The sequence below is a fragment of the Marinobacter salexigens genome (assembly GCF_002806945.1).
Lineage (GTDB): Bacteria > Pseudomonadota > Gammaproteobacteria > Pseudomonadales > Oleiphilaceae > Marinobacter > Marinobacter salexigens.
Genome location: NZ_NIHC01000005.1, coordinates 381,324 through 401,964, shown reverse-complemented (window position 1 = coordinate 401,964; position 20,641 = coordinate 381,324). Strand labels below are relative to the sequence as shown.

The window sequence follows — 20,641 nt, the reverse complement described above, 5'->3', positions numbered from 1 at the left end:
ATTGTACTTGGCCAACGAAAAGGCTCAATGAGTTCTTGCCACCACATAATCCGCCATTGCTCTCAGGGGGTCGGCTGCTGGCCCGAAACTCTGGAGGCTTTCAAGCGCGCTTTCAAGCAGGGTGGAAAGGTGCTCTCGGGCTCCTGACAGCCCCAGCAGGGCAGGGTAAGTAGGTTTCGCGCGGGCAATATCCGAGCCTTGAGGCTTACCAATGGTTTCAGTATCGCCTTCAATGTCCAGAAGATCATCCTGAACCTGAAATGCCAGCCCCAGAGCCCTGGCGTAATCTGTCAGTGCTTCCAGTGAACGAGCAGTAACCCCGGGCATGGTCATTGCACCAATGCGCACGCTGGCCTCAATCAGCGCCCCGGTTTTATGCCGGTGCATGGTTTCGAGCTGGGCCAGAGTCAGACGCTTGCCTACGGACTCAAGGTCAATCGCTTGTCCACCCACCATGCCGCCATGGCCACTTGCGTGGGCCAGTTCCTGGATCATGGCGAGTCGCGCAGCCCCCTCTATACCCGGGGCCTCTGCCAGCCATTCAAATGCCATGGCCTGCAGGGCATCTCCGGCAAGTATGGCCGTGGCTTCATCAAAGGCAATGTGGGCCGTTGGCCGGCCCCGGCGCAGCTCGTCATTATCCATGGCTGGAAGGTCGTCATGGATAAGTGAATAGGCATGGATCAGTTCGATCGCGCAAGCAGGTACCAATGCGGCTTCAATGCTTTGCCCTAGGGCACTCGCCGCCGCGAGGCTTAACGCTGGCCGGATACGTTTGCCGCCGCCCAGAACGCTGTAACGCATGGCCGCCTGTAGGCGCGCAGAGGTAGATGCTGAGCCAATGCGTCGATCCAGCTCTGTGTCTACACGGCTACGGTAGGTCTCCAGGTAGTCCATGTTTGGCAGTGTCTCTTTAGGCATCAGTCGGCGTCATCCGGTGAGAACGGGCGGGTTTCGAGTGCGCCATCACTTTTTTCTACCAATTGCTCAACTCGCTGCTCAGCGCTTTTCAGGGCCTGCTGGCATGCACGAGTGAGTTTTACGCCGCGCTCGAAAGCCGTCAGGGATTGCTCAAGAGAAAGTTCTCCTTGTTCGAGGTTGCGAACGAGTGTTTCCAATTCATCAAGAGACTTTTCAAAGTCAGCAATGGATGTGGCGTCTTGTTGACCGGCCATCGATGGCCCTCCGATCGGGTGGACGAATTTTGCGGATTATATCAGAGGCTGAGCGCTATCGCTGCCAATGGAACTCCCGGTACTCTTCAGGGCGGCCTTCTGGCGCCCAGCTCTGTTCGGTGACGTGAAGCTCACCATTACTCGAGACGCTGATTATGGTCGTAGCACGGGTGCCGTACTCTGTGCCGGCTATGAATGGCGATGAAAGAAAGCGCTCGGTTTCGCGGTGCACGCCGGTGTTCGGGAGCAAGTGGTCTGGCGCTGGCGTTGTATCCTGCAGCAAGCGGGTGAGATCTTTGTGCAAGGCCTCGGAATCACCCCCGGCAGACTGCACAGTGTGACCAACCGCCTGCCTCAGGCGCAAAAGCTTGGGCCATGGAGTCTGGAGCAGGTGGTTGCTCAGCCCGTAGATGCCACGGAAGATGCTGCGGCCGGGGTGAGCGTCGCGGTTGCTGAAGTACCAGCCGGCGGTATCGGCGAGGCGTACAAGGTTGAACCCTGCGTAGCGGGCCGATGTGCCTTCAAGACTGCTCTGTAATTCCGGTTCCGCAAGAGCCCTGAGTGGCAACTCACCACGGCTGATGTGGCCTGCTTCCGGCGACCCTTCGCGAACATTGGTGACCGCGGATACCAGACCTTCAGGGGAAACGGCCAGCCAGGTACCGCCGGATCGTAAATCCCTTCCGGAGAGCACTCGATTGCCGGTTTCTGTTGTCCACCAGTCCAGTGGTGCAGTTGGCCTGCGATAAAATTCATCGCGGTTAGCCGCTACCACCAGCGGAAACCGGGCACTCTGGCCAAGAGAAAACGCAATCAGGCACATGCTGGGCTGGCCTCCGGAGATTAGTGAGATGATCCTGCGTGATGAAGTTGCTGCTGGTGTGTATTATACCAGCCTTGTTTTCCCGGATGTGTGAGTGATTATGTCCTTGTTGTCCGTATTTTCCATTTATCTGTTACTTGGGGCTTTTGCAGGTACGCTTGCTGGCCTGTTTGGCATCGGTGGCGGCCTTATTATCGTGCCGGTACTGATTTTCAGTTTTGGGATCCAGGGTTTCAGTTCCGAGATTGCGGCTCACATGGCCGTTGGGACCTCTCTTGCGACCATCGTATTCACATCTCTCAGTTCTATTCGCTCGCACCACGGTCACGGAGCCATCCGCTGGGATGTATTCAAGCCGATGGCCATTGGCATTATAGTGGGCGCACTCCTAGGCGCCTGGACGGCGGCACTTTTAAGTGGAGCTGCGCTGGAACTTATTATCGGCGTGTTTGTCATTCTGGTCGGGCTGAAAATGTTGTTCGAGGTAAATCCCTCGCCCGGCCGGAGTGTTGCAGGTAACACCGGCCTTGCAGGTGCGGGTGCAGGCATTGGCTGGGCCTCAGCGATTTTCGGGATAGGCGGTGGAACGCTCACTGTGCCCTATTTGAGCTGGAGTAATGTTCGCATGCAGCAGGCGGTAGGCACTTCCGCGGCCTGCGGATTGCCGATTGCGGTTGCCGGAGCTGTGGGTAATGCCTGGACAGGGTGGAGTGAGCCGGCACTGCCGGAGTACAGCCTTGGCTTTATCTACTTGCCGGCCTTGTTGGGCATTATTGTTACCAGTGTGTTGTTTGCCCGCGTGGGCGCCAATCTGGCGCACAGACTCAACGCTAAAGCACTTAAACGCGTGTTTGCCATCCTGCTTCTGTTGGTTGGACTACGTTTTCTTTTGAGTTAAGAGGTTATAGATGCTTCAGCACCCACAAATAGATCCGGTTGCCATTTCCATCGGGCCTCTCAAGGTACATTGGTACGGGCTTACTTACCTGGTGGGCTTCCTGGCGGGCTGGTGGCTGGGAAGGCTGCGTGCGCGCAAGCCCTGGTCCCCGATTACCGAAGAGCAAATGGGCGATCTGCTTTTCTATCTTGCCTTGGGGGTTATCCTCGGCGGGCGCTTTGGCTATGTAATCTTCTACAACTTCGATGCCTTCCTGGCTGATCCCTTGTGGCTTTTGCGGGTTTGGGAAGGTGGTATGTCATTCCATGGTGGGCTGCTGGGCGTGATGTTCGCCATGTGGTGGTATGGCCGTAAAGTCGGAACCGGATTCTGGCGCCTTGCTGATTTCGTTGCACCCTTGGTGCCTGTAGGTCTCGGGGCAGGACGAATTGGCAACTTCATTAACGGCGAACTCTGGGGCAAGCCCACGGATGTGCCTTGGGGCATGGTATTCCGGCAAGCCCCGGATGCGCTCGCACGGCATCCTTCCCAGCTTTACCAGTTCGCCCTTGAAGGTGTGGTGTTTTTCATTATCCTCTGGTGGTTCTCCGCCAAACCACGCCCAAGAATGGCCGTGTCTGGCCTGTTCCTGGTTTGCTACGGAGTTTTCCGCTTTATGGTGGAATTCGTGCGCCAACCAGACGCCCAGCTGGGCTATCTGGCCTTCGACTGGCTCACCATGGGGCAGGTGCTGTCCTTACCGATGCTTCTGGCCGGGGTGATTCTGATGTCTATTGCTTACCGGAGAAACGCAGAATGAAAGCTTATCTCGACCTGATGCGGGACGTAGTGGACAACGGATTCGACAAAGGCGACCGCACCGGTGTTGGTACCCGCTCAGTTTTCGGGCGCCAGATCCGTTTTAACCTTCAAGACGGCTTCCCCCTTGTCACCACCAAAAAAGTACACCTGCGCAGCATAATTTACGAACTGCTTTGGTTCCTGAAAGGCTCCACAGACAACAACTGGCTGAAAGAGCGCAAAGTCTCCATCTGGAACGAGTGGGCACTGGAAAACGGCGACCTCGGCCCGATTTACGGCAAACAATGGCGAAGCTGGGAGTGCCCGGATGGCCGCGTGGTAGACCAGATCAGCGAAGTGATCGACCAGATCCGCAACAAACCAAACTCCCGTCGCCTGATCGTATCCGCCTGGAACCCGGCCGAACTTCCGGATGAATCCATAGGCCCGCAAGAAAACGCAGAGAAAGGCCTGATGGCACTGGCGCCTTGCCACTGCCTGTTCCAGTTCTACGTACTCGACGGCAAGCTCTCGTGCCAGCTTTATCAGCGCAGTGCAGATCTTTTTTTGGGCGTACCGTTTAACATTGCGTCATACGCCTTGTTAACGCATATGATTGCGCAGCAGTGTGATCTGGAAGTTGGCGAGTTCGTTCATACGTTTGGCGATTGCCATCTGTATCAAAATCACCTCACCGATGACATCGTTTTTGAGCAGCTAAAGCGCAAGCCAAAAGCACTCCCCAAGTTAGTCATTAAGCGTAAGCCAGACTCAATATTTGACTATGAGTTCGAAGACTTCGAGTTCGAAGGCTACGATCCTTACCCCGGCATAAAAGCCCCCATAGCAATATAAAACAGGCAGGCTTCCCCCAAAGTTCGATCGCAAGGATGCGGGAAGGAGTCTCCAAAAATGTGCGGAGCCATGGATGGCGGAGCCAAGCGTACAGGGACGTACTTGCAGCGGTTTTTGGAGACTCCTTCCCGCATCCTTGCAGCCCCGAAGCCCGAAGCCCGAAGCCCGAAGCCTGAAGTCCCGAATCAAAGGAACCCAAGCATGCGTAAAGCCCTCATAGTAGCCATGTCCCGAAACCGGGTAATCGGCAAAAATAACAACCTGCCATGGTACCTGCCGGGCGACCTGAAATACTTCAAGCAAGCCACCATGGGCAAACCCATCATAATGGGCCGTAAAACCTGGGATTCTATCGGCAGACCACTGCCAGGCCGAATGAACGTTGTTATTTCAAGAAACGCAGACCGGGAGGCCCCCGCAGGAACCGTCAGCGCAAAATCACTGGATGAAGCCCTGATAAAAGCCGAAGCACAGGCTGAGCTGGACGGTATCGATGAGGTAATGATTATTGGGGGAGGGCAAATCTATGCAGAGGCGCTACCCATGGTAGACCGCATCTATATTACGCAGGTGCACGCCGAAGTGGATGGCGATGCGTATTTTCCGGAAGTGAACTGGGACGAGTGGGAAGAAATCGGACGGGAGGATTTCTCCGCGTCCGATAACAATCCTTACGACTACAGCTTCGTCGTCTATCAGCGCTTGGCGTCTGACTGACGGGGAGGCCGCTTACCGGCAGGCTTGCCGCCTTTACCGGGTGGTTTGCCTCGTGCGCCGGATCCGCCAGGCTTACCACGCCCCTTGTAACCGCCTTTAGGTGGCCCCTTGCGGAATTCGCCGCGGCCGCCTTTGCGATCACGGCGCGCAGGTGCAGACGCAGAGACTACCGGCAGTGCTTCCGGCTGTTCCAGTGGCAATAAGCCAGGTTGCATGGTCTCCATCCAGCAGGCCAGAGCGCCGGCTACCATGGCAATATCCATTTCATTGCGCTCGGCGATTTCATCCAGTAACGCCATAGACTTGGCGAGTTTTTTATCCTCGGCAAAGCCCAGAAGCTGGCTCTCGAACTGCTCTTCGCGCATTTTTTTCAACTCAACCGGCGAAGGCAATTCATACGCGATCATGGGAGAGTTGGTGGCACGCTCAAGCGTGCGCAGCCAGCTACGCTCACGGGGCGTTACCAACAGAATCGCCTTGCCTTCGCGCCCAGCGCGGCCGGTGCGGCCAACCCGGTGAATGTAGGCTTCGGTGTCGTAGGGCACATCGTAGTTGATAACGTGGGTAATGCGGGGAACGTCCAAGCCGCGGGCGGCCACATCGGTTGCAACAATGATGTCTTTCTTGCCGCGCTTGAGATCTTCAACGGTCTGCTCGCGCTGGCGCTGATTCAAATCGCCATTCAGAGGCGCCACGGCGTGCCCGCGAGCACTAAGCTTCTCGGCCAGTAGTGTGGTTTCTGCCTTGGTGCGCACGAAGATAATCGCACCTTCCGTTGGCTCTACTTCCAGAATGCGGGTCAGTGCGTCCAGCTTGCGCTCTGCATACACTGGCAGGAAGTACTGGGTAATACGTTCAACTGTGCGGGTTTCGCTCTCAATTTTCACTTCTACCGCATCGTGCAGGTAGGTTTGGGCTACCTTCTTGATCTGCGGTGGCATGGTGGCAGAGAACAGTGCGCGCTGACAGTCGTCTGGTGTTTTGGCCAGAATGGCTTCCACATCATCGATGAAGCCCATGCGCAGCATTTCATCTGCTTCATCCAGCACCAGAGCCTTCAGTTTGCCCAGTTTCAGGGTGCCTTTGCGAAGGTGGTCGAGCATGCGGCCGGGGGTACCAACAATAACCTGGGCACCACGCCTGAGGCCTTTGATCTGAGGATAAAAGTCCTGACCGCCATAAATTGGCAGTACATGGAAATGCCTGAATTTGGCAGCATAGGAAGTAAAGGCTTCTGCCACCTGAATGGCCAGTTCCCGCGTTGGAGCCAATACCAGAATCTGGGGTTCACTTTCGGTGGCATCAACCCGGCTCAGCAGGGGTAATGCAAAGGCAGCGGTTTTACCCGTGCCGGTCTGGGCCACGCCCAGTAGATGTTTGCCAGCGAGCAGTGCAGGAATGCACTGGGCCTGGATGGGCGTTGGGGTTTCGTAGCCAATAGCGGATACAGCTTCAAGTACGGCTGGATCAAGCCCCAGTTCGGCAAAGGACAATTCAGACATTGATTTACTCGGTATTCGGAAGGTAGAGCATTGCCGGGCAATGCATTATGTGGCGATATTATAACCGCTTTTTGTCGGATTTAATACGTAAAATCTGTCATAGGCTGTAGGTAGTTGCCGGGGCGGTGCCATTGCATTGCGTTCGTGTTTTGGGCAGTCTTTAACTTTTGACCGATAGGTTGCTAACAGGGAGTTGTCATGACCTTTGATGAGCTGATTGCTGCGGGCCGTGCCAGTAATGAATTGATTATGCCGGACACTTGGTCCCAGGGGCGTGCAACATTTGGCGGTGTGGTGACTGGTCTACTGTTTGACCGCATGGCAGAAATGGTCCCCGAAGGACGGCCGGTGCGCTCTATGCATGTGTCGTTTATTGGGCCTGTAGAGGCAGGGGTGCCGGCGATTTTTGAGGCGCAAATCCTGCGACAGGGCGGGTCAGTGAGCCAGGTGGAAGGTCGTATCATCCAGAATGGCGAGCCTCGGCTGGTGTGTATAGGTGCTTTTGCCGGTGACCGGGACTCTGCCGTGCGGATAGAGGGAGAGCCGGCGCCTGATGTGAAGCCGGTGGAGCAGTGCCAGGCGTTACCGTTTATTGAAGGTTTAACCCCAGGGTTTATTAGCTACATAGACATGCGTTGGGCCTATGGGGTTCTCCCGTTCAGCGGCGGGGGCGGCCGTGAAATGGGCGGCTGGATGCGTTTCCGGGAAGTACCTGAGGTGCTTTCTGATGCCCACCTTGTGGCGCTGATTGATGCCTGGCCAGCGCCTGTCCTTCAGCATTTCAAATCTCCCGTGCCTGCCAGTTCGCTGTCGTGGGCATTCGATATTATTCATCCAAGACCTGCTCTGGAGGCCGATGACTGGCTGCTGTATAAAGCCACAATTGATCAGGCTGGCGACGGCTATGGCCATTTCCATGCCCGAGTGTGGACTCCGCGAGGCGACTTGTTGGCAACAAGCTGTCAGACCGTTGCTGTTTTTGGTTAAGGAGAATTGTCTGGCTGAAGGTGCGGCCTGAGGAATGGCGGCTCAGGCCGCCATTTCTGCTTTTAGCGCGTCAATAATGATACGTGCGAAATCTTCCGGGGAGTCTTCCTGAAGGAAATGTCCGCCGCGCAGGGTAATGTGAGGTTGCCCGAGCGCACCAGGAATACGGCGTTGCATATAACGGTCGCCGCCACGGGTTATCGGGTCGCCACTACTAAAACAGGTAATAAATGGCTTGCGCCATTTTTCCAAAACCTTCCACGCGGCCTTGTTGGCAATGCTCGCCGGGTCTCCAGGCGACACAGGTACCAGTTTTGGGAATGCTCTAGCGCCTGCTTTGTACTCCGCTGTGGGAAAGGGAGCCTCGTAGGCTCCCAGTTCGTATTTGTTAAGGGTTCGCTCAGTGCCCAGTTGCACAATTCGGCTAACAGGAAACCAGGGGCTGTGGGTAGCAAATGCCTTCCACACGTTGAATGCTGCCGGCGCACGGGCTTCGCCGGTCGGCAGCATGCCGTTGCCGACAATAATACGCTGGAAGCGATTCGGAAAGTTAGCTGCAAGTCGTAAGCCCAGAAGCGAACCCCAGTTTTGGCAAACCAGAGTGATATTCCTGAGATCGAGCGTCTTTAGCCAGTGAGTAAGCCATGCAAGGTGGCGATCATAACTGTAGTCATCCACAGAGGCCGGCTTGTCAGATTTTCCAAAACCCACCAGATCTGGCGCTAATACGCGGTGGCCTTCAGCGGCGATGATAGGGATCATGTGGCGATACAAGTACGACCACGAGGGTTCGCCGTGGAGCATGAGAACGGGGGATGCATCGGTAGGGCCTTCGTCCACATAGTGCATCCGGAGGCCGGGCTCGATATCGAGATAGTTGGGAGTGAACGGGTAATCCGGAAGACCTGCGAAACGGCTCTCATCGGTTCTCAGAATACGCATGCCATCGACTGTCCTGACTGATTGGTTGCGTGATCATTGCTGGCTTCGCTTATGCGGAACCGGCATAACAATCTTCAGCCACTAGGATAAGTCAGTTCGCAGACTGCTGTGTTTGAGTTGCGTAACAGTGCGTATTGGCTTTGAATCAGGAAATGTCCGGGTCTAACGTTGGGCGCCGGTTTGAGCGCTTGTCTTCCCAGCTGAGATCTTTTGGGTCGTACCACCCGATTGAATCGAGCACCTTTTGGCGGGTTGCGGCAGACAGGGTCGGCCAGAGTTCCTGGAAATCTTCCAGCCCCTGGTCGCGGAACCGCTGCTGTTTGCTTTGAAGGCGGTTAATAATTTGCGGCAACTGCAGTGCTTCGCCAAGTTGTCCTGGAATGATTACTTCCTGGCCCAGCACTTTTCTGCGATGAGTTCTGGCAGCTAACACCCGGCGCAGTTCCTGAGCGGTCTCCAGAGCAGTTTCCGTGGTAAAGGTTTCCAGTTCCAATGGGGTGACCTGTTTAATTGCTGATCAATAGCACTTCACTATAACCTGAAGCATGCGCCAGTGGCCATGCGTGCGTGATAGGCTAGTGCGCGTTTGAATCAGTCAGGGATACATCGGAATTATGTACGAAAAACTTGAGACACGAACCTTTCTTGCAATGCTGGTGGGTGTAACTCTGGCCTTCGTGATCCTTATGAAGCCATTCTTCGGGCCTATTTTCTGGGCAATCGCCATTGCGTTGATTTTTCATCCGTTCCAGTTGTTCCTGGTGCGCCGGCTTGGTGATCGGCCAAATGTGAATGCCCTGATTACCTTGACTGTCTGTATGCTGATTGTGGTGATACCGGTCTTGGTGTTGGTCACCTCGCTGGTGGCTGAGGGGCTGGGTATCTACCAGAAAATTCAGGACGGACAAATAAAACCTGGTGAGTATATTGATCAGGTGAACAAATCTTTCCCGGCCATACAGTCATTTCTGGGGCAGTTTGATATCAATTTCACTGAAATCCGCGATCGGGTTGTCAGTCTGTTTGTAGGTGGCAGCCAGTTTCTCGCCAAGCAGGCCCTGGGAATTGGTCAGAACACCTTCCAGTTTTTCCTCGGGTTGGCACTTATGGTGTATCTGGCGTTCTTCCTGTTGCGGGATGGGAGCAAACTGACTGAGTTGATGATCCGTGCGCTGCCTTTGGGGGATGAACGTGAACGACTGCTGTTTGCCAAGTTTGCTGAAGTAACGCGCGCAACCGTTAAAGGTAATCTGCTGATTGCTATTATTCAGGGTGCACTGGGCGGCATCATTTTCTGGATTCTTGGTATTGGCGGTGCCTTGTTGTGGGGCGTGGTTATGGCTATTTTCTCGCTGTTGCCCGCTGTGGGTGCTGCCCTGGTATGGGTGCCAGCAGCGATTTATCTTGCTGCCGTGGGCGATATCATTGAGGCCTTGGTGCTGACACTATTCGGTATGGTTGTGATCGGGCTCGCGGATAATGTTTTACGACCGATTATGGTAGGCCGTGATACAAAGCTGCCTGATTACATTGTGTTGCTCTCCACCTTGGGTGGTTTAGCCATGTTTGGTATTAATGGTTTTGTGATGGGCCCTCTGGTTGCTGCACTGTTTATGGCGTTCTGGGGGATTTTTATCCGTGAGTTCAGTGAAGGGGCTCATAGAGCCGAAAGTGATAAGGGTGATGTAGGCTAAGGCGACACGAGATAAAAGTATGTTAGGCTTTTAACCGTTCGCCTCAGCCTGTGGAGATTGGCACCACATAATAAAAAAGAAACGGATATCGATGAGATATCAGGAGTTAAACAGGTGAGTATTATGAAGTACGCGACCACCCGTTTGGGGCGCCTTGCTCTCGCGGCGGGCACATCCGTAATACTGGGTTTTGCGCCCACCGCATTCGCTAACGAAACCGTTGCACTCAAGAACGCCTTGTATGGCGCCGGGTACAATATTACCAACGTGAGTAGCGGAATGGATGATAACACCCGGTCTGAGCTGTCCCGCTTCCAGAAGGAAAATGGGCTTCAGACTAATGGTATTCTTGATGAGGCAACAAAAAAGGCACTGGGCATGGTCCGCATGAATGTAGCTGCTGCTTCGACCATTTCGACGCCGGCAAAGGCCCAGGCAGCAGCGCCGAGTACGCCAGAGCCGGTTGAGGAAGAGGCCATTGAAGAAGAGGAGGATGGTGGCTGGTCATTCTTCTGACGCAAACGTGCAAAAAACTAAAAAGCCCGCGCAGACAGCATGTTCTGCGCGGGCTTTTTACCATGAGAATCCGGATTAGCCGAGCTTTTCCAGATCTCTTACAGCGCCTTTGTCGGCGCTGGTAGCCAGCAGTGCGTATGCTTTCAAGGCCGACGATACCGCACGATCCCTGGGTTGATCGGGCTTCCAACCCTTGGCATCACGGGCTTCCCGGCGACTATCCAGTTCCTGTTGATCCAGCTGAACATTGATGGACCTGTTGGGAATATCAATCAGGATTGAGTCACCGTCTTCAATCAGTCCGATGGCGCCACCAGCCGCTGCTTCAGGTGATGCATGGCCTATAGAGAGGCCTGAGGTGCCACCGGAGAAACGCCCATCAGTCAGGAGGGCGCAATCTTTACCCAGCCCTTTGGACTTCAGATAGCTTGTTGGATAGAGCATTTCCTGCATACCGGGGCCACCCTTGGGGCCTTCGTAGCGGATGATAACAACGTCGCCGGATTTGACCTGATCATCCAGAATGCCAGCGACTGCTGCGTCTTGGCTTTCAAACACTTTCGCCTTGCCTTCGAATACAAAAATACTTTCATCTACACCAGCGGTTTTTACTACACAGCCGTCAACCGCGATGTTGCCGTAGAGGACGGCCAGCCCGCCTTCGGAACTATAGGCGTGTTCAACCGAGCGAATGCAGCCGGCTTCACGGTCACCGTCCAGGCTTGGCCAACGGGTGCTTTGGCTGAAGGCGGTCTGGGTGGGAATACCCGCTGGCCCGGCTTTGTAGAACTCCACAACCTCAGGGGGTGGTGAGCGCATGATATCCCAGGTTTCCAGGGCTTCTTTCATTGTTTTGCTGTGAACGGTTGGCAGGTCTGTATTGATCAGGCCGCCACGTTCCAACTCGCCAAGAATACCCATAATGCCACCCGCGCGGTGCACGTCTTCCATGTGGTATTTTGGGGAGTTGGGCGCGACTTTGCACAGCTGTGGAACCCTGCGGGAAAGCTGGTCGATCTCGTTCAGGGTGAATGGTACCCCGCCTTCCTGTGCCGCTGCCAGCAGATGCAGAATGGTATTGGTGGAGCCGCCCATGGCGATATCCATCACCATGGCGTTTTCGAACGCTGCCATAGAAGCGATGCTCCGAGGCAACACGCTGGCGTCGTTTTCCTCGTAGTAGCGCTTTGCATTCTCCACAATCTGGCGGCCGGCTTTCAGAAACAGCTGCTCGCGGTCTGAGTGGGTCGCCAGCATGGAGCCATTGCCCGGCAGGGCCAGGCCAATGGCTTCAGCCAGGCAGTTCATGGAGTTGGCGGTGAACATGCCGGAGCATGAGCCGCAGGTAGGGCAGGCGCTGCGTTCGTATTCCGCAACCATTTCATCGTCGGCGGTGGGATCGGCGGCAATCACCATGGCGTCCACCAGATCCAGCTTGTGCTCAGACAACTTGGTCTTGCCGGCCTCCATGGGCCCGCCGGATACGAAAATGGTCGGAATATTCAGGCGCATGGCAGCCATGATCATGCCCGGTGTGATTTTGTCACAGTTGGAGATGCACACCAGAGCGTCGGCACAGTGAGCATTGGCCATATACTCTACAGAGTCGGCGATAATTTCGCGGGAAGGCAGGGAATACAGCATGCCGTCGTGCCCCATGGCGATGCCGTCGTCTACCGCAATAGTGTTGAATTCTTTGGCCACCCCGCCGGCTGATTCGATTTCGCGGCAGACGAGTTGCCCCAGATCTTTGAGGTGCACGTGTCCTGGAACGAATTGAGTGAAGGAGTTGGCAACCGCAATAATTGGTTTGCCGAAATCATCATCTTTCATGCCGGTGGCGCGCCAAAGGGCACGGGCGCCGGCCATGTTACGGCCTGCGGTAGATGTCCGCGAACGATACTGAGGCATAGTGCTCTGGTCTCTTTGTCTTGATACTTGGGTGTTGATAATGAAGAGACAAAGGATACCAGATTAGACTCCAGGCGCATGGCTGTTTTAACGTGCCGTGGTTACAATAGTTAACGGATGACATAAACCTGTGCCCTCGCTTTGAACCAACCAAGGAGATTCTCTATGGCTCGCCAGGAAAGCTTGCCGCTGCGCCGTCTGAAGGAGTTTCAGCCACTGAACCGGCTAACTGATGATCAGTTGGTTGTGCTTGCCAGTCGTGCCGAGCGCAGGGCCCATGGTCCGGGCCAGCGAGTGCTGGAGCGTGGCGTGCGTGACGGCCTGGATTATTTTCTGGTTACCGGGAAAGTAGAACTGGAATCAGTAGATGGCCGTAAATTGGTCATCGACGCCGGAACAGAGCAGGCATTGAACCCCATCGCCAGGCTACAGCCAAGAATGTACGATGTTACTGCGGTAAAGCCCTGTGAGTTTCTCGTGGTAGAGCAGGATGTGCTGAACCAGCTCCTGCGTGCCGCTCCTGTGGCCCAGGTAGAGATGGATTCGGGGGAGAGTCAGGGCGGTGGTGAGAGCGAAGAGCACCATCTTCTGATGGAGTTTTACGGAGAACTGCGTTCCAACCAACTCAAATTGCCCAGTGTTCCTGATGTGGCCTGGAAAGTGCGCCGCTTGGTAGACAGGGATGATTCCACAGCCGAACAGGTAGCTGTTGCGGTGTCTGCCGACCCGGCCATGGCCGCCAAATTGGTGCGAGCCTGTAACAGTCCGCTTTACCGGGGCTTCAGCGATGTGCGTAATGTGCGCGAGTCGGTTGTGCGTCTTGGCATGCGAACGACTCGCCAATTGGTTACTGTATTTTCCATGCGGGAGGTGTTCAAAAGTCGGCACCCGTCTTTACAGAGGGAAATGGAAAAACTCTGGCGGCATTCCCGTGAAGTTGCGGCGCTTTGCTGGGTTTTGGCGGACCATGCAACCCGTCTGAACCCCGAAGAGGCGCTGCTGGCTGGTTTGCTTCATGACATAGGCGTGGTACCGGTTCTGGTGCAGGCGGAACACCATGTAAACCTGTTTGCTGACGACACTAATTTGCAGAATGCTATCAGCGAACTGCGGGCTGATGTCGGTACTGCCGTTCTGGGTAACTGGTCATTCCCGCAGCCCTTCATTGAGGCGGTTCGACATGCAGAAGACTGGAGGTATGAGAGCCGGGAAGCGGAGCCCCAGTTAGTGGATGTTGTCATTGTGGCGCAACTTCACGCCATGATTGGTTCCAGCCAGAGTGAAGGTCTGCCCCCGTTTGACGAGGTCCCTGCCTATCGCAGGCTTGGCAACCTTGAGCTTAATGCCTCCCGTAGCCTTGAGCTTCTGACACAGGCCCGAGCCCGTGTAGATGAAGTGCAGCAGCTTTTGTCTATCCGATGATAATTGAAGGCGTTTAAGAGGCCGGAGCGTAATGTTGAAGGGCGTCTGGCCACATGGTCCACATATAACCCCCGCAAAACGCCAGCCAAACCAGCGCTGCTAAAATAGTCATTATATCCGGGGCGACAGGTACGCGGTCGAAGCGGCTGAAACTGGCTCTGGTTGCGCCGGTTATGGCCAGCCCCAGGAGCAGCCCTCCTACAATATCGCTGAACCAGTGAACCCCCAAGTAAAGCCGGCTAATGGCCACAGGGATCAGCGGTAACGAAAGCACTATGTAGGTTTGCCAGCGCTTTCGGCTACGGGTTTCCGCCGCTACAAAGCTGGCCAGTAGGGTTACAAATACCGTGATGCCCGTAGTATGGCCGCTGGGGAAAGAGCCAGATGATGGCGGGTTCGCTACCAGATCAGGCCGTACAGTCCCAAATGCGAATTTCAGGCCCCATACCAGTACAGTAGTAATAATCGCAGCTAAAAGTATGTGAGCGGCCGCAGCGTAGTAGCCCCTGAGCGCCAAGGCAATACATGTCAGTATGGCTGCAGCAGTGAGAACGGGCGGGTCGCCCAGGAGTGTGGCCGCAATCGCCGGAGCGTCAAGCAAGGGTTGGCGCAAATCACTGAACCATTGCATCGCCAGCTGATCGAAAGGCGCGATCACGCCGGTCATGGTTGCCAGTTGGCCCCAGAGTATAAACAGGGCAAGTGCGCCAAGAGCAAGCATCAACGAAGCTAGCGGGAACTCGCTTTCTTTGGCGGGTCGCTCATTTGAATATAGGCGCCAGAAGCGATGGGTTGTTTCATACTGCGCCATCTTTCGTTGAAGCCAGAGGTACGGGCGGCTATCGTCGCCAAGACCCAACTGAAAACGGAAAATGATCAGGTAGATTGCCGCCAGGGTTGCCAGGCTTGCAACTGTAACCAGGTACACGTGAGCCGGTGGCTGTACATCACTTGCCAGTGCGCTGCCCACGAGAAAGCCCGGCAGAATGTAAGCAGGAGCCCAGGCTATGGCGGAACCGATATTGAAGGCCAGGAAACGGCGCCAAGGCATCAGCAGGGCCCCGGCAATCAGCGGGATTATGGGGCGTAGTGGCCCAACGAATCGCCCGATAATAACGCTCTTTCCGCCGTGCAAATGGAAGAAGGTTTCAGCTTTTCTGATGTGTTCAGGGTAGCGGCTTAATGGCCATACTGCTTCCAGCCTGCCCTGAAACAGTCTGCCGAATGCAAAGCTCACTGTGTCTCCGCTGACCGCACCCAGCCACGCCCATATCAGCACGGTCATTAGCGGCATTTCAATCTGGGCGGCCATAACTGAAATGGTAAACAGGAAGGCAACACCGGGCACAAGGATGCCGGCAAGCGCCAAAGATTCAATAAACGCTGTGCTGAACAAAGCGAGGGATAACCATTCGGGGTTGGCGCTCAGCCATGCAGTAAGATCTGAAAGCCAGGCGCTACTCATGTACTGATGGTCTCTCCCGGGCTGAACCATGCGGTGTCTGCCCCGCGCCTGCGGGCTTCTAGCATGGCCTGATGCGCACGCTTGCGTAAAGTATCGGTTCTGGTGTCGTTGTTTCCTCTGGTCGTGCAGCCCAGGCTCACCGTAGCTTTACCAGTCACTGGCCAGTGGTTTTCAGAAATGGTGCGCCGGATTCGCTCAGAAATTACGCGTACGCCTTCTTCCGGGGTGAAGGGAAGAATGAGGAAAAATTCTGAATCATTCAGTGTATACAACGTATCTCCCGCACGGATAACGCCAAAAAGGTGCTGGGTCATGTCATAAAACATTGCCTGCATCCCGGATTCTCCATGGAGCTCTGTGGCTTCATCGGCATGATCGATAGCGAGGTTGATTACAGATAGGCAGTGTCCTGTGGCAATGGAGCGGCTGATTTCTTTTTGCAGGGTTTCATCCAGAAAGCGGGCATTATGGGCACCAGTGACAGGGTCAGTAATGGCAAGGTCTTCGGCAGACTGTGCCATATGGTCATACTGCCATATATACAGGGCGGCAACTGTCAGGACGATGAACAAACCGCTGATAGCCGTGAGGGCATCTGCTGGCGGTTGCTTTACAAACAGCAGAATTGCCATAGGGGTCAGTAACAGCAGAGAAAGCATGAGAGCGTGGCGCAGTGGCAAGATTAGGAGGTTGAGCAACAACAGTGGCATGGCCCAGTGGGTAATACTTGTACTGTCCATTGTCAGCACGGCAGCCAGAAGCCCGCTGTTTAGTCCGGCGAGGATGATCAGGTGGCCAGGTGCAGAAAGTTGGCGCCGACGACTCAGAAACGTATAAGCAACACCACCGAGAGTCAGAGCGGCCATGCCGGACGCAAGATAGAATAGCTCGTAAAAGCCGTAACGCAGATTTTGCAGGGCGAGCATGAAAATAAAAAGGGTTGCCAGGCTATAGCCAAAGCTGTGTGTCCAGGTTCTCAGACGGGTTTCGGTCATGGCGCAGACCCCTCAGCACGGGGCTGGGCAGAGGGCGTAACCGGTGACCAGGTGCTGTAGGCTTGAGTTCTGTTGCCACCCTGTTGCTGTGCTCGGCGCAGGGCGTTAGCCGCACTCTGTTGCAGGCTGTCGGAATCATCGCCAATATTCAGCCCGGCGATGCCCGTGCTGACTGTCAGGTTCATGCCGTGAGTTTCAAGCAGGGTTCCAAGCCCTTTGCGGATCGATTCTGCTCTGGTAATGGCTTCCTGAGTGGCAATGCCCGGCAATATTACGAAAAACTGCAGGTCTGCTGCCCGATAGTAAGTGTCAAAGTCTCGCAATTGAGAGTGCAGGAAACGGCCAATTCGTGGAAGAATCGAACGGATATCTTCGTCTGGATCGTTGTCGCTGGCGTGGGCGTCAAGGCCGATCATAACGACAGACATGTCTGTGCCCTCGCGTTCGCTCCGCTGGATTTCTTTATGCAGGTCGGCAGAAAGGTATTCCCGGCTGGCAGCCTGAGTGAGTTCGTCTGTGCGCCTCAAGGGGGCTAGTTGACGAGTTTTATATTCGCGCAGGAACACAAAGACACCCGATAGAAGAACGGTTAACAGAAGTGCACTAACCATCTGGTGCCGGTCAGCTATGCCTTCGGCCCAATGGGCAGCGGTTACTGCAAGAGCTACCATTACCAAGGTTATCAGGGCTGCGAAAGCGCGAGGAACTATCGCGAAAGCAACCAGGGTAAGGCCATATAGCCAGTGGCTGAGCGCCCAGGGACCAGTCCAGAAGCTGGTCATCAACAGGAGTATAAGCGCTGCAAAAAACAGCTTTTGTATCATGGGCCAGGGGCTAACGCTGCGGCCTGAGCGAAAGCTGCGCCCGCTGATAATGGCACCTGCTGCAGCTGCTGCACAGGCTGCGGTCAGCGGCTCCCCCAGCAAGGCGCACAGAACTGCAAGGGCCACAAGTACAGCGAGGCTGGCACGTGATAACCGGTTCAGCAAAAACTTATCGGCCGTCTGGGCCATGGCATTCGTCCTTTTTCGGGATTCCCGTTGTACCGCAACGGTATAATATCTGTTTGAGGTGCGTACTTGAAACGGGAAAGGTAAAGTTAGGCTCTTATTCGTGAATTCTGGCAAAAATTTATAAGGTAAAGGGATGGATATTGCAGCTTATATGATCGAAGTCGGGCAGCAGGCCCGGGCAGCGGCGACACTCATTGCCCGTTCTACCACTGAGGTGCGAAACCGTGCGCTTTTGGCAACGGCCGAGGCGCTGGATGCGGCGCGCAGTGAGCTGGCGGAGGCAAACGCTCGCGATCTTGCTAGCGGTAAGGAGAACGGCCTTGATGCCGCCATGCTGGACCGGCTTGAACTCACGCCTGCGCGGGTTGACGCCATGATAGAAGGCCTGCGACAGGTCGCCTCCCTGCCTGACCCCATCGGTGCGATTACCGACATGACCTATCGCCCATCCGGCATTCAGGTGGGCAAAATGCGAGTACCCTTAGGCGTTATCGGCATTATCTACGAATCCCGCCCTAATGTGACGGTTGAGGCTGCCAGTCTTTGTTTGAAATCCGGTAATGCCACAATTCTGCGTGGTGGTTCCGAGTCCATTCATTCCAATCAAGCCATAGCTTTGTGTTTGGCCCGCGGGCTTGCCGAAGTCGGCTTGCCGGAATCGGCTGTGCAGGTTGTTAAAACCACTGATCGAGCGGCTGTGGGTGAGCTGATTACCATGCCGGATTATGTGGATGTGATTGTGCCCCGTGGCGGCAAAGGTCTGATTGAGCGGATTAGCCGAGACGCGCGAGTGCCGGTTATCAAGCACCTGGATGGCGTCTGTCACGTATATATCGATAGCCATGCTGATCCGGAAAAAGCCTTGAGCGTTGCTGTTAATGCCAAAACGCATCGCTATGGCACCTGCAATACGATGGAGACCCTGTTGGTGGATAAGGAAATTGCGGCCGATATGCTGCCGCTACTGGCTTCCGCTTTTGTTGAAATGGGTGTGGAACTGCGCGGTTGCGAACAGAGCAGAGGAATAGTCACGGATATGCAGGCCGCCACAGAGGCTGATTGGCAGGAAGAGTATCTGGCTCCCGTATTGGCGGTTCGAGTAGTGGATGGGTTGGATGGTGCCATCGCGCATATCAACCGTTACAGCTCTCAGCATACCGACAGTATCATCACGGAGAACTACACACGAGCCCGCTGCTTTATCACCGAGGTGGATTCAAGCTCAGTGATGGTCAACGCATCTACCCGCTTTGCGGATGGCTTTGAGTATGGTTTGGGGGCTGAGATTGGTATATCCACTGACAAGATACACGCCCGTGGGCCAGTCGGGCTTGAGGGTCTGACTTCGCAGAAATATGTAGTGTTTGGTGATGGACACATTCGGGCCTGATGTCAATGCATGTGATTTATGGCGGAACCTTCGACCCAGTGCATCATGGCCATTTGCGCCTTGCTCTGGAGGTTAGTGATCGGCTTGGGAGTGTGCCGGTAAGCCTTGTGCCCTGTCATATTCCGCCGCACCGTGGCGAGACGGGCGCCACGGCCACACAACGACTGCGCCTGCTTGAACTGGCAATTGCCGACGAGCCTTGCCTGCACATTGATGATCGGGAGCTGCGCCGGGAAGGCGCGTCTTACACAGCAGATACGTTACGCCAGCTGCGCAAGGAGCTGGGTGCCGAGTTACCGCTGGCCATGGTTGTGGGCACGGATGCCTTTGCCGGTTTCGATTGCTGGAAGGAATGGCGCCAGATACCTGAACTGGCCCATATCATTGTTGTGCAGCGCCCGGGCATAACGTTGGCCCCGGAAGGAGAGCCTGCCCGATTGTTGGCAGAGCGTGGTGTTGATGGTGCGGGAGCACTTCATGGGCGTGCGTCCGGGCTGGTCCTGAAGCTGGATCCACCCTGGCTGGATATTTCTGCAACCGGTATTCGCGAACGCATTAGCCGTGGCCAATCGCCCCGTTATCTGGCTCCGGATGCGGTCCTGACGGAGATTCAGCGCATGGGGCTTTACGGGGCATGCCCCGAGATCAACTTTTAGTGCTACAATCGCCATCGAAAATGACTTTTCGGGTGGCCATTCCGGCCGGCACCCGGACAACAGGGAAATTATGCAGGCAGAACAACTTAAAGATCTGATAGTGAATGCACTAGAGGATGTGAAAGCACAGGACATCAGCGTTATTGATGTGCGGGATCGTACCAGCGTAACCGATTACATGGTTCTGGCATCCGGAACATCCAATCGCCACGTGAAATCCCTTGCGGATTCAGTAGTTCTTGACGCCAAAGAGAAGGGCGTTCGTGTGAACAGCGTGGAAGGTGGTGGCGGTAGCGACTGGATACTGGTGGATATGGGCGACGTGGTTGTACATGTAATGATGCCCGCCACCCGTGAGTTTTATGATCTGGAGCGCTTCTGGCGTGACGCACCGGATGTCGGTGCTGCGGGCAGCGAATAATCGTGCGGCTGCGCCTGATCTGTGTGGGGCAAAAAATGCCCGACTGGGTCAGTAAGGGCTACGACGATTACGCTCGTCGTATGCCCCCGGAAATGCCTCTTGATCTGGTAGAGATTGCCATGCCTCATCGTGGCAAAAATCCCGATATTCCCAGGCTGATGCAGCGCGAAAGCGATGCAATCCTTTCCGCTACTGCTTCCAAAGACAGGGTTGTCGCTTTGGAGGTTACAGGGCGCCCCTGGTCTACCGAAAAGCTGGCCAGCCAGCTGGAAAGCTGGCAGCAGGATGGTCGGGACGTGAGCTTCCTTGTAGGCGGGCCAGATGGTCTGGCAGAGCCCTGCCGTCAGCGCGCAGACCAGCAATGGTCGCTTTCCCCTCTTACCCTGCCTCATCCACTGGTTCGGATTCTGTTGGCAGAGCAGCTATACAGAGCCTGGTCGATTACCCGTAACCACCCGTACCACCGGGCATAGGACGCA

Annotated in this window: 22 protein-coding genes; 12 read left to right on the top strand and 10 right to left on the bottom strand. The window is 55.3% G+C overall.

Going from position 1 to position 20,641, the window contains the following annotated elements:
• Positions 1–24: 24 nt before the first annotated feature.
• From CDH47_RS12065 to CDH47_RS12055, 3 genes are read right to left on the bottom strand one after another with little or no spacing between them, the layout of a single operon-like run.
• Complete coding sequence (locus tag CDH47_RS12065) at positions 25–921, bottom strand: polyprenyl synthetase family protein (RefSeq protein WP_100640136.1); 897 nt, start codon at positions 919–921, stop codon at positions 25–27.
• Entirely contained in the window at positions 921–1,175 is a 255-nt protein-coding gene (locus CDH47_RS12060; RefSeq protein ID WP_100640135.1) for an exodeoxyribonuclease VII small subunit, read from the bottom strand. Before CDH47_RS12060 ends, CDH47_RS12065 begins: the two co-directional genes overlap by 1 nt.
• Before the next feature lie 55 nt (positions 1,176–1,230).
• Positions 1,231–1,998: an NRDE family protein gene (locus CDH47_RS12055; RefSeq protein WP_100640134.1), complete on the bottom strand. Its 768-nt coding sequence runs from the start codon at positions 1,996–1,998 to the stop codon at positions 1,231–1,233.
• Between the two features lie 100 nt (positions 1,999–2,098).
• Here CDH47_RS12055 and CDH47_RS12050 point away from each other — a divergent pair, with 100 nt between their 5' ends.
• The 4 genes from CDH47_RS12050 to CDH47_RS12035 all read left to right on the top strand — a co-directional run bounded on the left by CDH47_RS12050 (position 2,099) and on the right by CDH47_RS12035 (position 5,248).
• Positions 2,099–2,896 (top strand): sulfite exporter TauE/SafE family protein, encoded by a 798-nt coding sequence (locus CDH47_RS12050; protein ID WP_100640201.1) that lies wholly within the window; start codon positions 2,099–2,101, stop codon positions 2,894–2,896.
• Positions 2,897–2,906: 10 nt separating this feature from the next.
• Positions 2,907–3,695, top strand: a complete 789-nt coding sequence (lgt, locus tag CDH47_RS12045) for a prolipoprotein diacylglyceryl transferase (RefSeq protein WP_100640133.1) — start codon at positions 2,907–2,909, stop codon at positions 3,693–3,695.
• The gene (locus CDH47_RS12040; protein WP_100640132.1) at positions 3,692–4,531 is read left to right on the top strand and encodes a thymidylate synthase; all 840 of its coding nucleotides are present in this window, start codon (positions 3,692–3,694) and stop codon (positions 4,529–4,531) included. The genes lgt and CDH47_RS12040 overlap by 4 nt, the downstream gene beginning before the upstream one ends.
• A gap of 201 nt (positions 4,532–4,732) precedes the next feature.
• The gene (locus tag CDH47_RS12035; protein ID WP_100640131.1) at positions 4,733–5,248 is read left to right on the top strand and encodes a dihydrofolate reductase; all 516 of its coding nucleotides are present in this window, start codon (positions 4,733–4,735) and stop codon (positions 5,246–5,248) included.
• Here the strand turns inward: CDH47_RS12035 and CDH47_RS12030 are convergent.
• Positions 5,227–6,750: a DEAD/DEAH box helicase gene (locus CDH47_RS12030; protein WP_100640130.1), complete on the bottom strand. Its 1,524-nt coding sequence runs from the start codon at positions 6,748–6,750 to the stop codon at positions 5,227–5,229. The two genes, CDH47_RS12035 and CDH47_RS12030, sit on opposite strands and share 22 nt — an antisense overlap.
• Positions 6,751–6,948: 198 nt before the next feature.
• Here CDH47_RS12030 and CDH47_RS12025 point away from each other — a divergent pair, with 198 nt between their 5' ends.
• The gene (locus tag CDH47_RS12025; protein ID WP_100640129.1) at positions 6,949–7,737 is read left to right on the top strand and encodes an acyl-CoA thioesterase; all 789 of its coding nucleotides are present in this window, start codon (positions 6,949–6,951) and stop codon (positions 7,735–7,737) included.
• Positions 7,738–7,779: 42 nt separating this feature from the next.
• Here CDH47_RS12025 and CDH47_RS12020 read toward each other — a convergent pair whose 3' ends face one another.
• Positions 7,780–8,679, bottom strand: a complete 900-nt coding sequence (locus tag CDH47_RS12020) for a haloalkane dehalogenase (protein ID WP_100640128.1) — start codon at positions 8,677–8,679, stop codon at positions 7,780–7,782.
• A gap of 145 nt (positions 8,680–8,824) precedes the next feature.
• Positions 8,825–9,172 (bottom strand): hypothetical protein, encoded by a 348-nt coding sequence (locus CDH47_RS12015; protein ID WP_100640127.1) that lies wholly within the window; start codon positions 9,170–9,172, stop codon positions 8,825–8,827.
• Positions 9,173–9,293: 121 nt separating this feature from the next.
• Between CDH47_RS12015 and CDH47_RS12010 the strand changes: the two genes are divergently transcribed.
• Entirely contained in the window at positions 9,294–10,373 is a 1,080-nt protein-coding gene (locus tag CDH47_RS12010) for an AI-2E family transporter (protein WP_100640126.1), read from the top strand.
• A gap of 123 nt (positions 10,374–10,496) precedes the next feature.
• The gene (locus CDH47_RS12005) at positions 10,497–10,889 is read left to right on the top strand and encodes a peptidoglycan-binding domain-containing protein (protein ID WP_100640125.1); all 393 of its coding nucleotides are present in this window, start codon (positions 10,497–10,499) and stop codon (positions 10,887–10,889) included.
• A 75-nt stretch (positions 10,890–10,964) separates the two neighbouring features.
• On the opposite strand, the gene ilvD is transcribed toward CDH47_RS12005, so the two are convergent.
• The gene (ilvD, locus tag CDH47_RS12000; RefSeq protein ID WP_100640124.1) at positions 10,965–12,800 is read right to left on the bottom strand and encodes a dihydroxy-acid dehydratase; all 1,836 of its coding nucleotides are present in this window, start codon (positions 12,798–12,800) and stop codon (positions 10,965–10,967) included.
• A gap of 165 nt (positions 12,801–12,965) precedes the next feature.
• On the opposite strand from ilvD, the gene CDH47_RS11995 reads away from it, so the two are divergent.
• A complete protein-coding gene (locus CDH47_RS11995; protein ID WP_100640123.1) occupies positions 12,966–14,222 on the top strand; it encodes an HDOD domain-containing protein in 1,257 nt (418 codons plus the stop codon).
• Between the two features lie 13 nt (positions 14,223–14,235).
• Here CDH47_RS11995 and CDH47_RS11990 read toward each other — a convergent pair whose 3' ends face one another.
• From CDH47_RS11990 to CDH47_RS11980, 3 genes are read right to left on the bottom strand one after another with little or no spacing between them, the layout of a single operon-like run.
• The gene (locus tag CDH47_RS11990) at positions 14,236–15,687 is read right to left on the bottom strand and encodes a bifunctional DedA family/phosphatase PAP2 family protein (protein WP_100640122.1); all 1,452 of its coding nucleotides are present in this window, start codon (positions 15,685–15,687) and stop codon (positions 14,236–14,238) included.
• Positions 15,684–16,682 (bottom strand): GGDEF domain-containing protein, encoded by a 999-nt coding sequence (locus tag CDH47_RS11985; RefSeq protein WP_100640121.1) that lies wholly within the window; start codon positions 16,680–16,682, stop codon positions 15,684–15,686. The genes CDH47_RS11990 and CDH47_RS11985 overlap by 4 nt, the downstream gene beginning before the upstream one ends.
• The gene (locus CDH47_RS11980; RefSeq protein ID WP_100640120.1) at positions 16,679–17,695 is read right to left on the bottom strand and encodes a GGDEF domain-containing protein; all 1,017 of its coding nucleotides are present in this window, start codon (positions 17,693–17,695) and stop codon (positions 16,679–16,681) included. The genes CDH47_RS11985 and CDH47_RS11980 overlap by 4 nt, the downstream gene beginning before the upstream one ends.
• A gap of 133 nt (positions 17,696–17,828) precedes the next feature.
• Between CDH47_RS11980 and CDH47_RS11975 the strand changes: the two genes are divergently transcribed.
• The 4 genes from CDH47_RS11975 to rlmH all read left to right on the top strand — a co-directional run bounded on the left by CDH47_RS11975 (position 17,829) and on the right by rlmH (position 20,635).
• A complete protein-coding gene (locus CDH47_RS11975; RefSeq protein WP_100640119.1) occupies positions 17,829–19,085 on the top strand; it encodes a glutamate-5-semialdehyde dehydrogenase in 1,257 nt (418 codons plus the stop codon).
• A gap of 5 nt (positions 19,086–19,090) precedes the next feature.
• Positions 19,091–19,741 carry a nicotinate-nucleotide adenylyltransferase gene (gene nadD, locus CDH47_RS11970; RefSeq protein ID WP_100640200.1) on the top strand — a complete coding sequence of 217 codons (651 nt, stop codon included), beginning with the start codon at positions 19,091–19,093 and terminating at the stop codon, positions 19,739–19,741.
• Between the two features lie 70 nt (positions 19,742–19,811).
• The gene (gene rsfS, locus CDH47_RS11965) at positions 19,812–20,162 is read left to right on the top strand and encodes a ribosome silencing factor (protein WP_100640118.1); all 351 of its coding nucleotides are present in this window, start codon (positions 19,812–19,814) and stop codon (positions 20,160–20,162) included.
• Between the two features lie 2 nt (positions 20,163–20,164).
• Positions 20,165–20,635 carry a 23S rRNA (pseudouridine(1915)-N(3))-methyltransferase RlmH gene (gene rlmH, locus CDH47_RS11960; protein WP_100640117.1) on the top strand — a complete coding sequence of 157 codons (471 nt, stop codon included), beginning with the start codon at positions 20,165–20,167 and terminating at the stop codon, positions 20,633–20,635.
• The last annotated feature ends 6 nt before the right edge of the window (positions 20,636–20,641 follow it).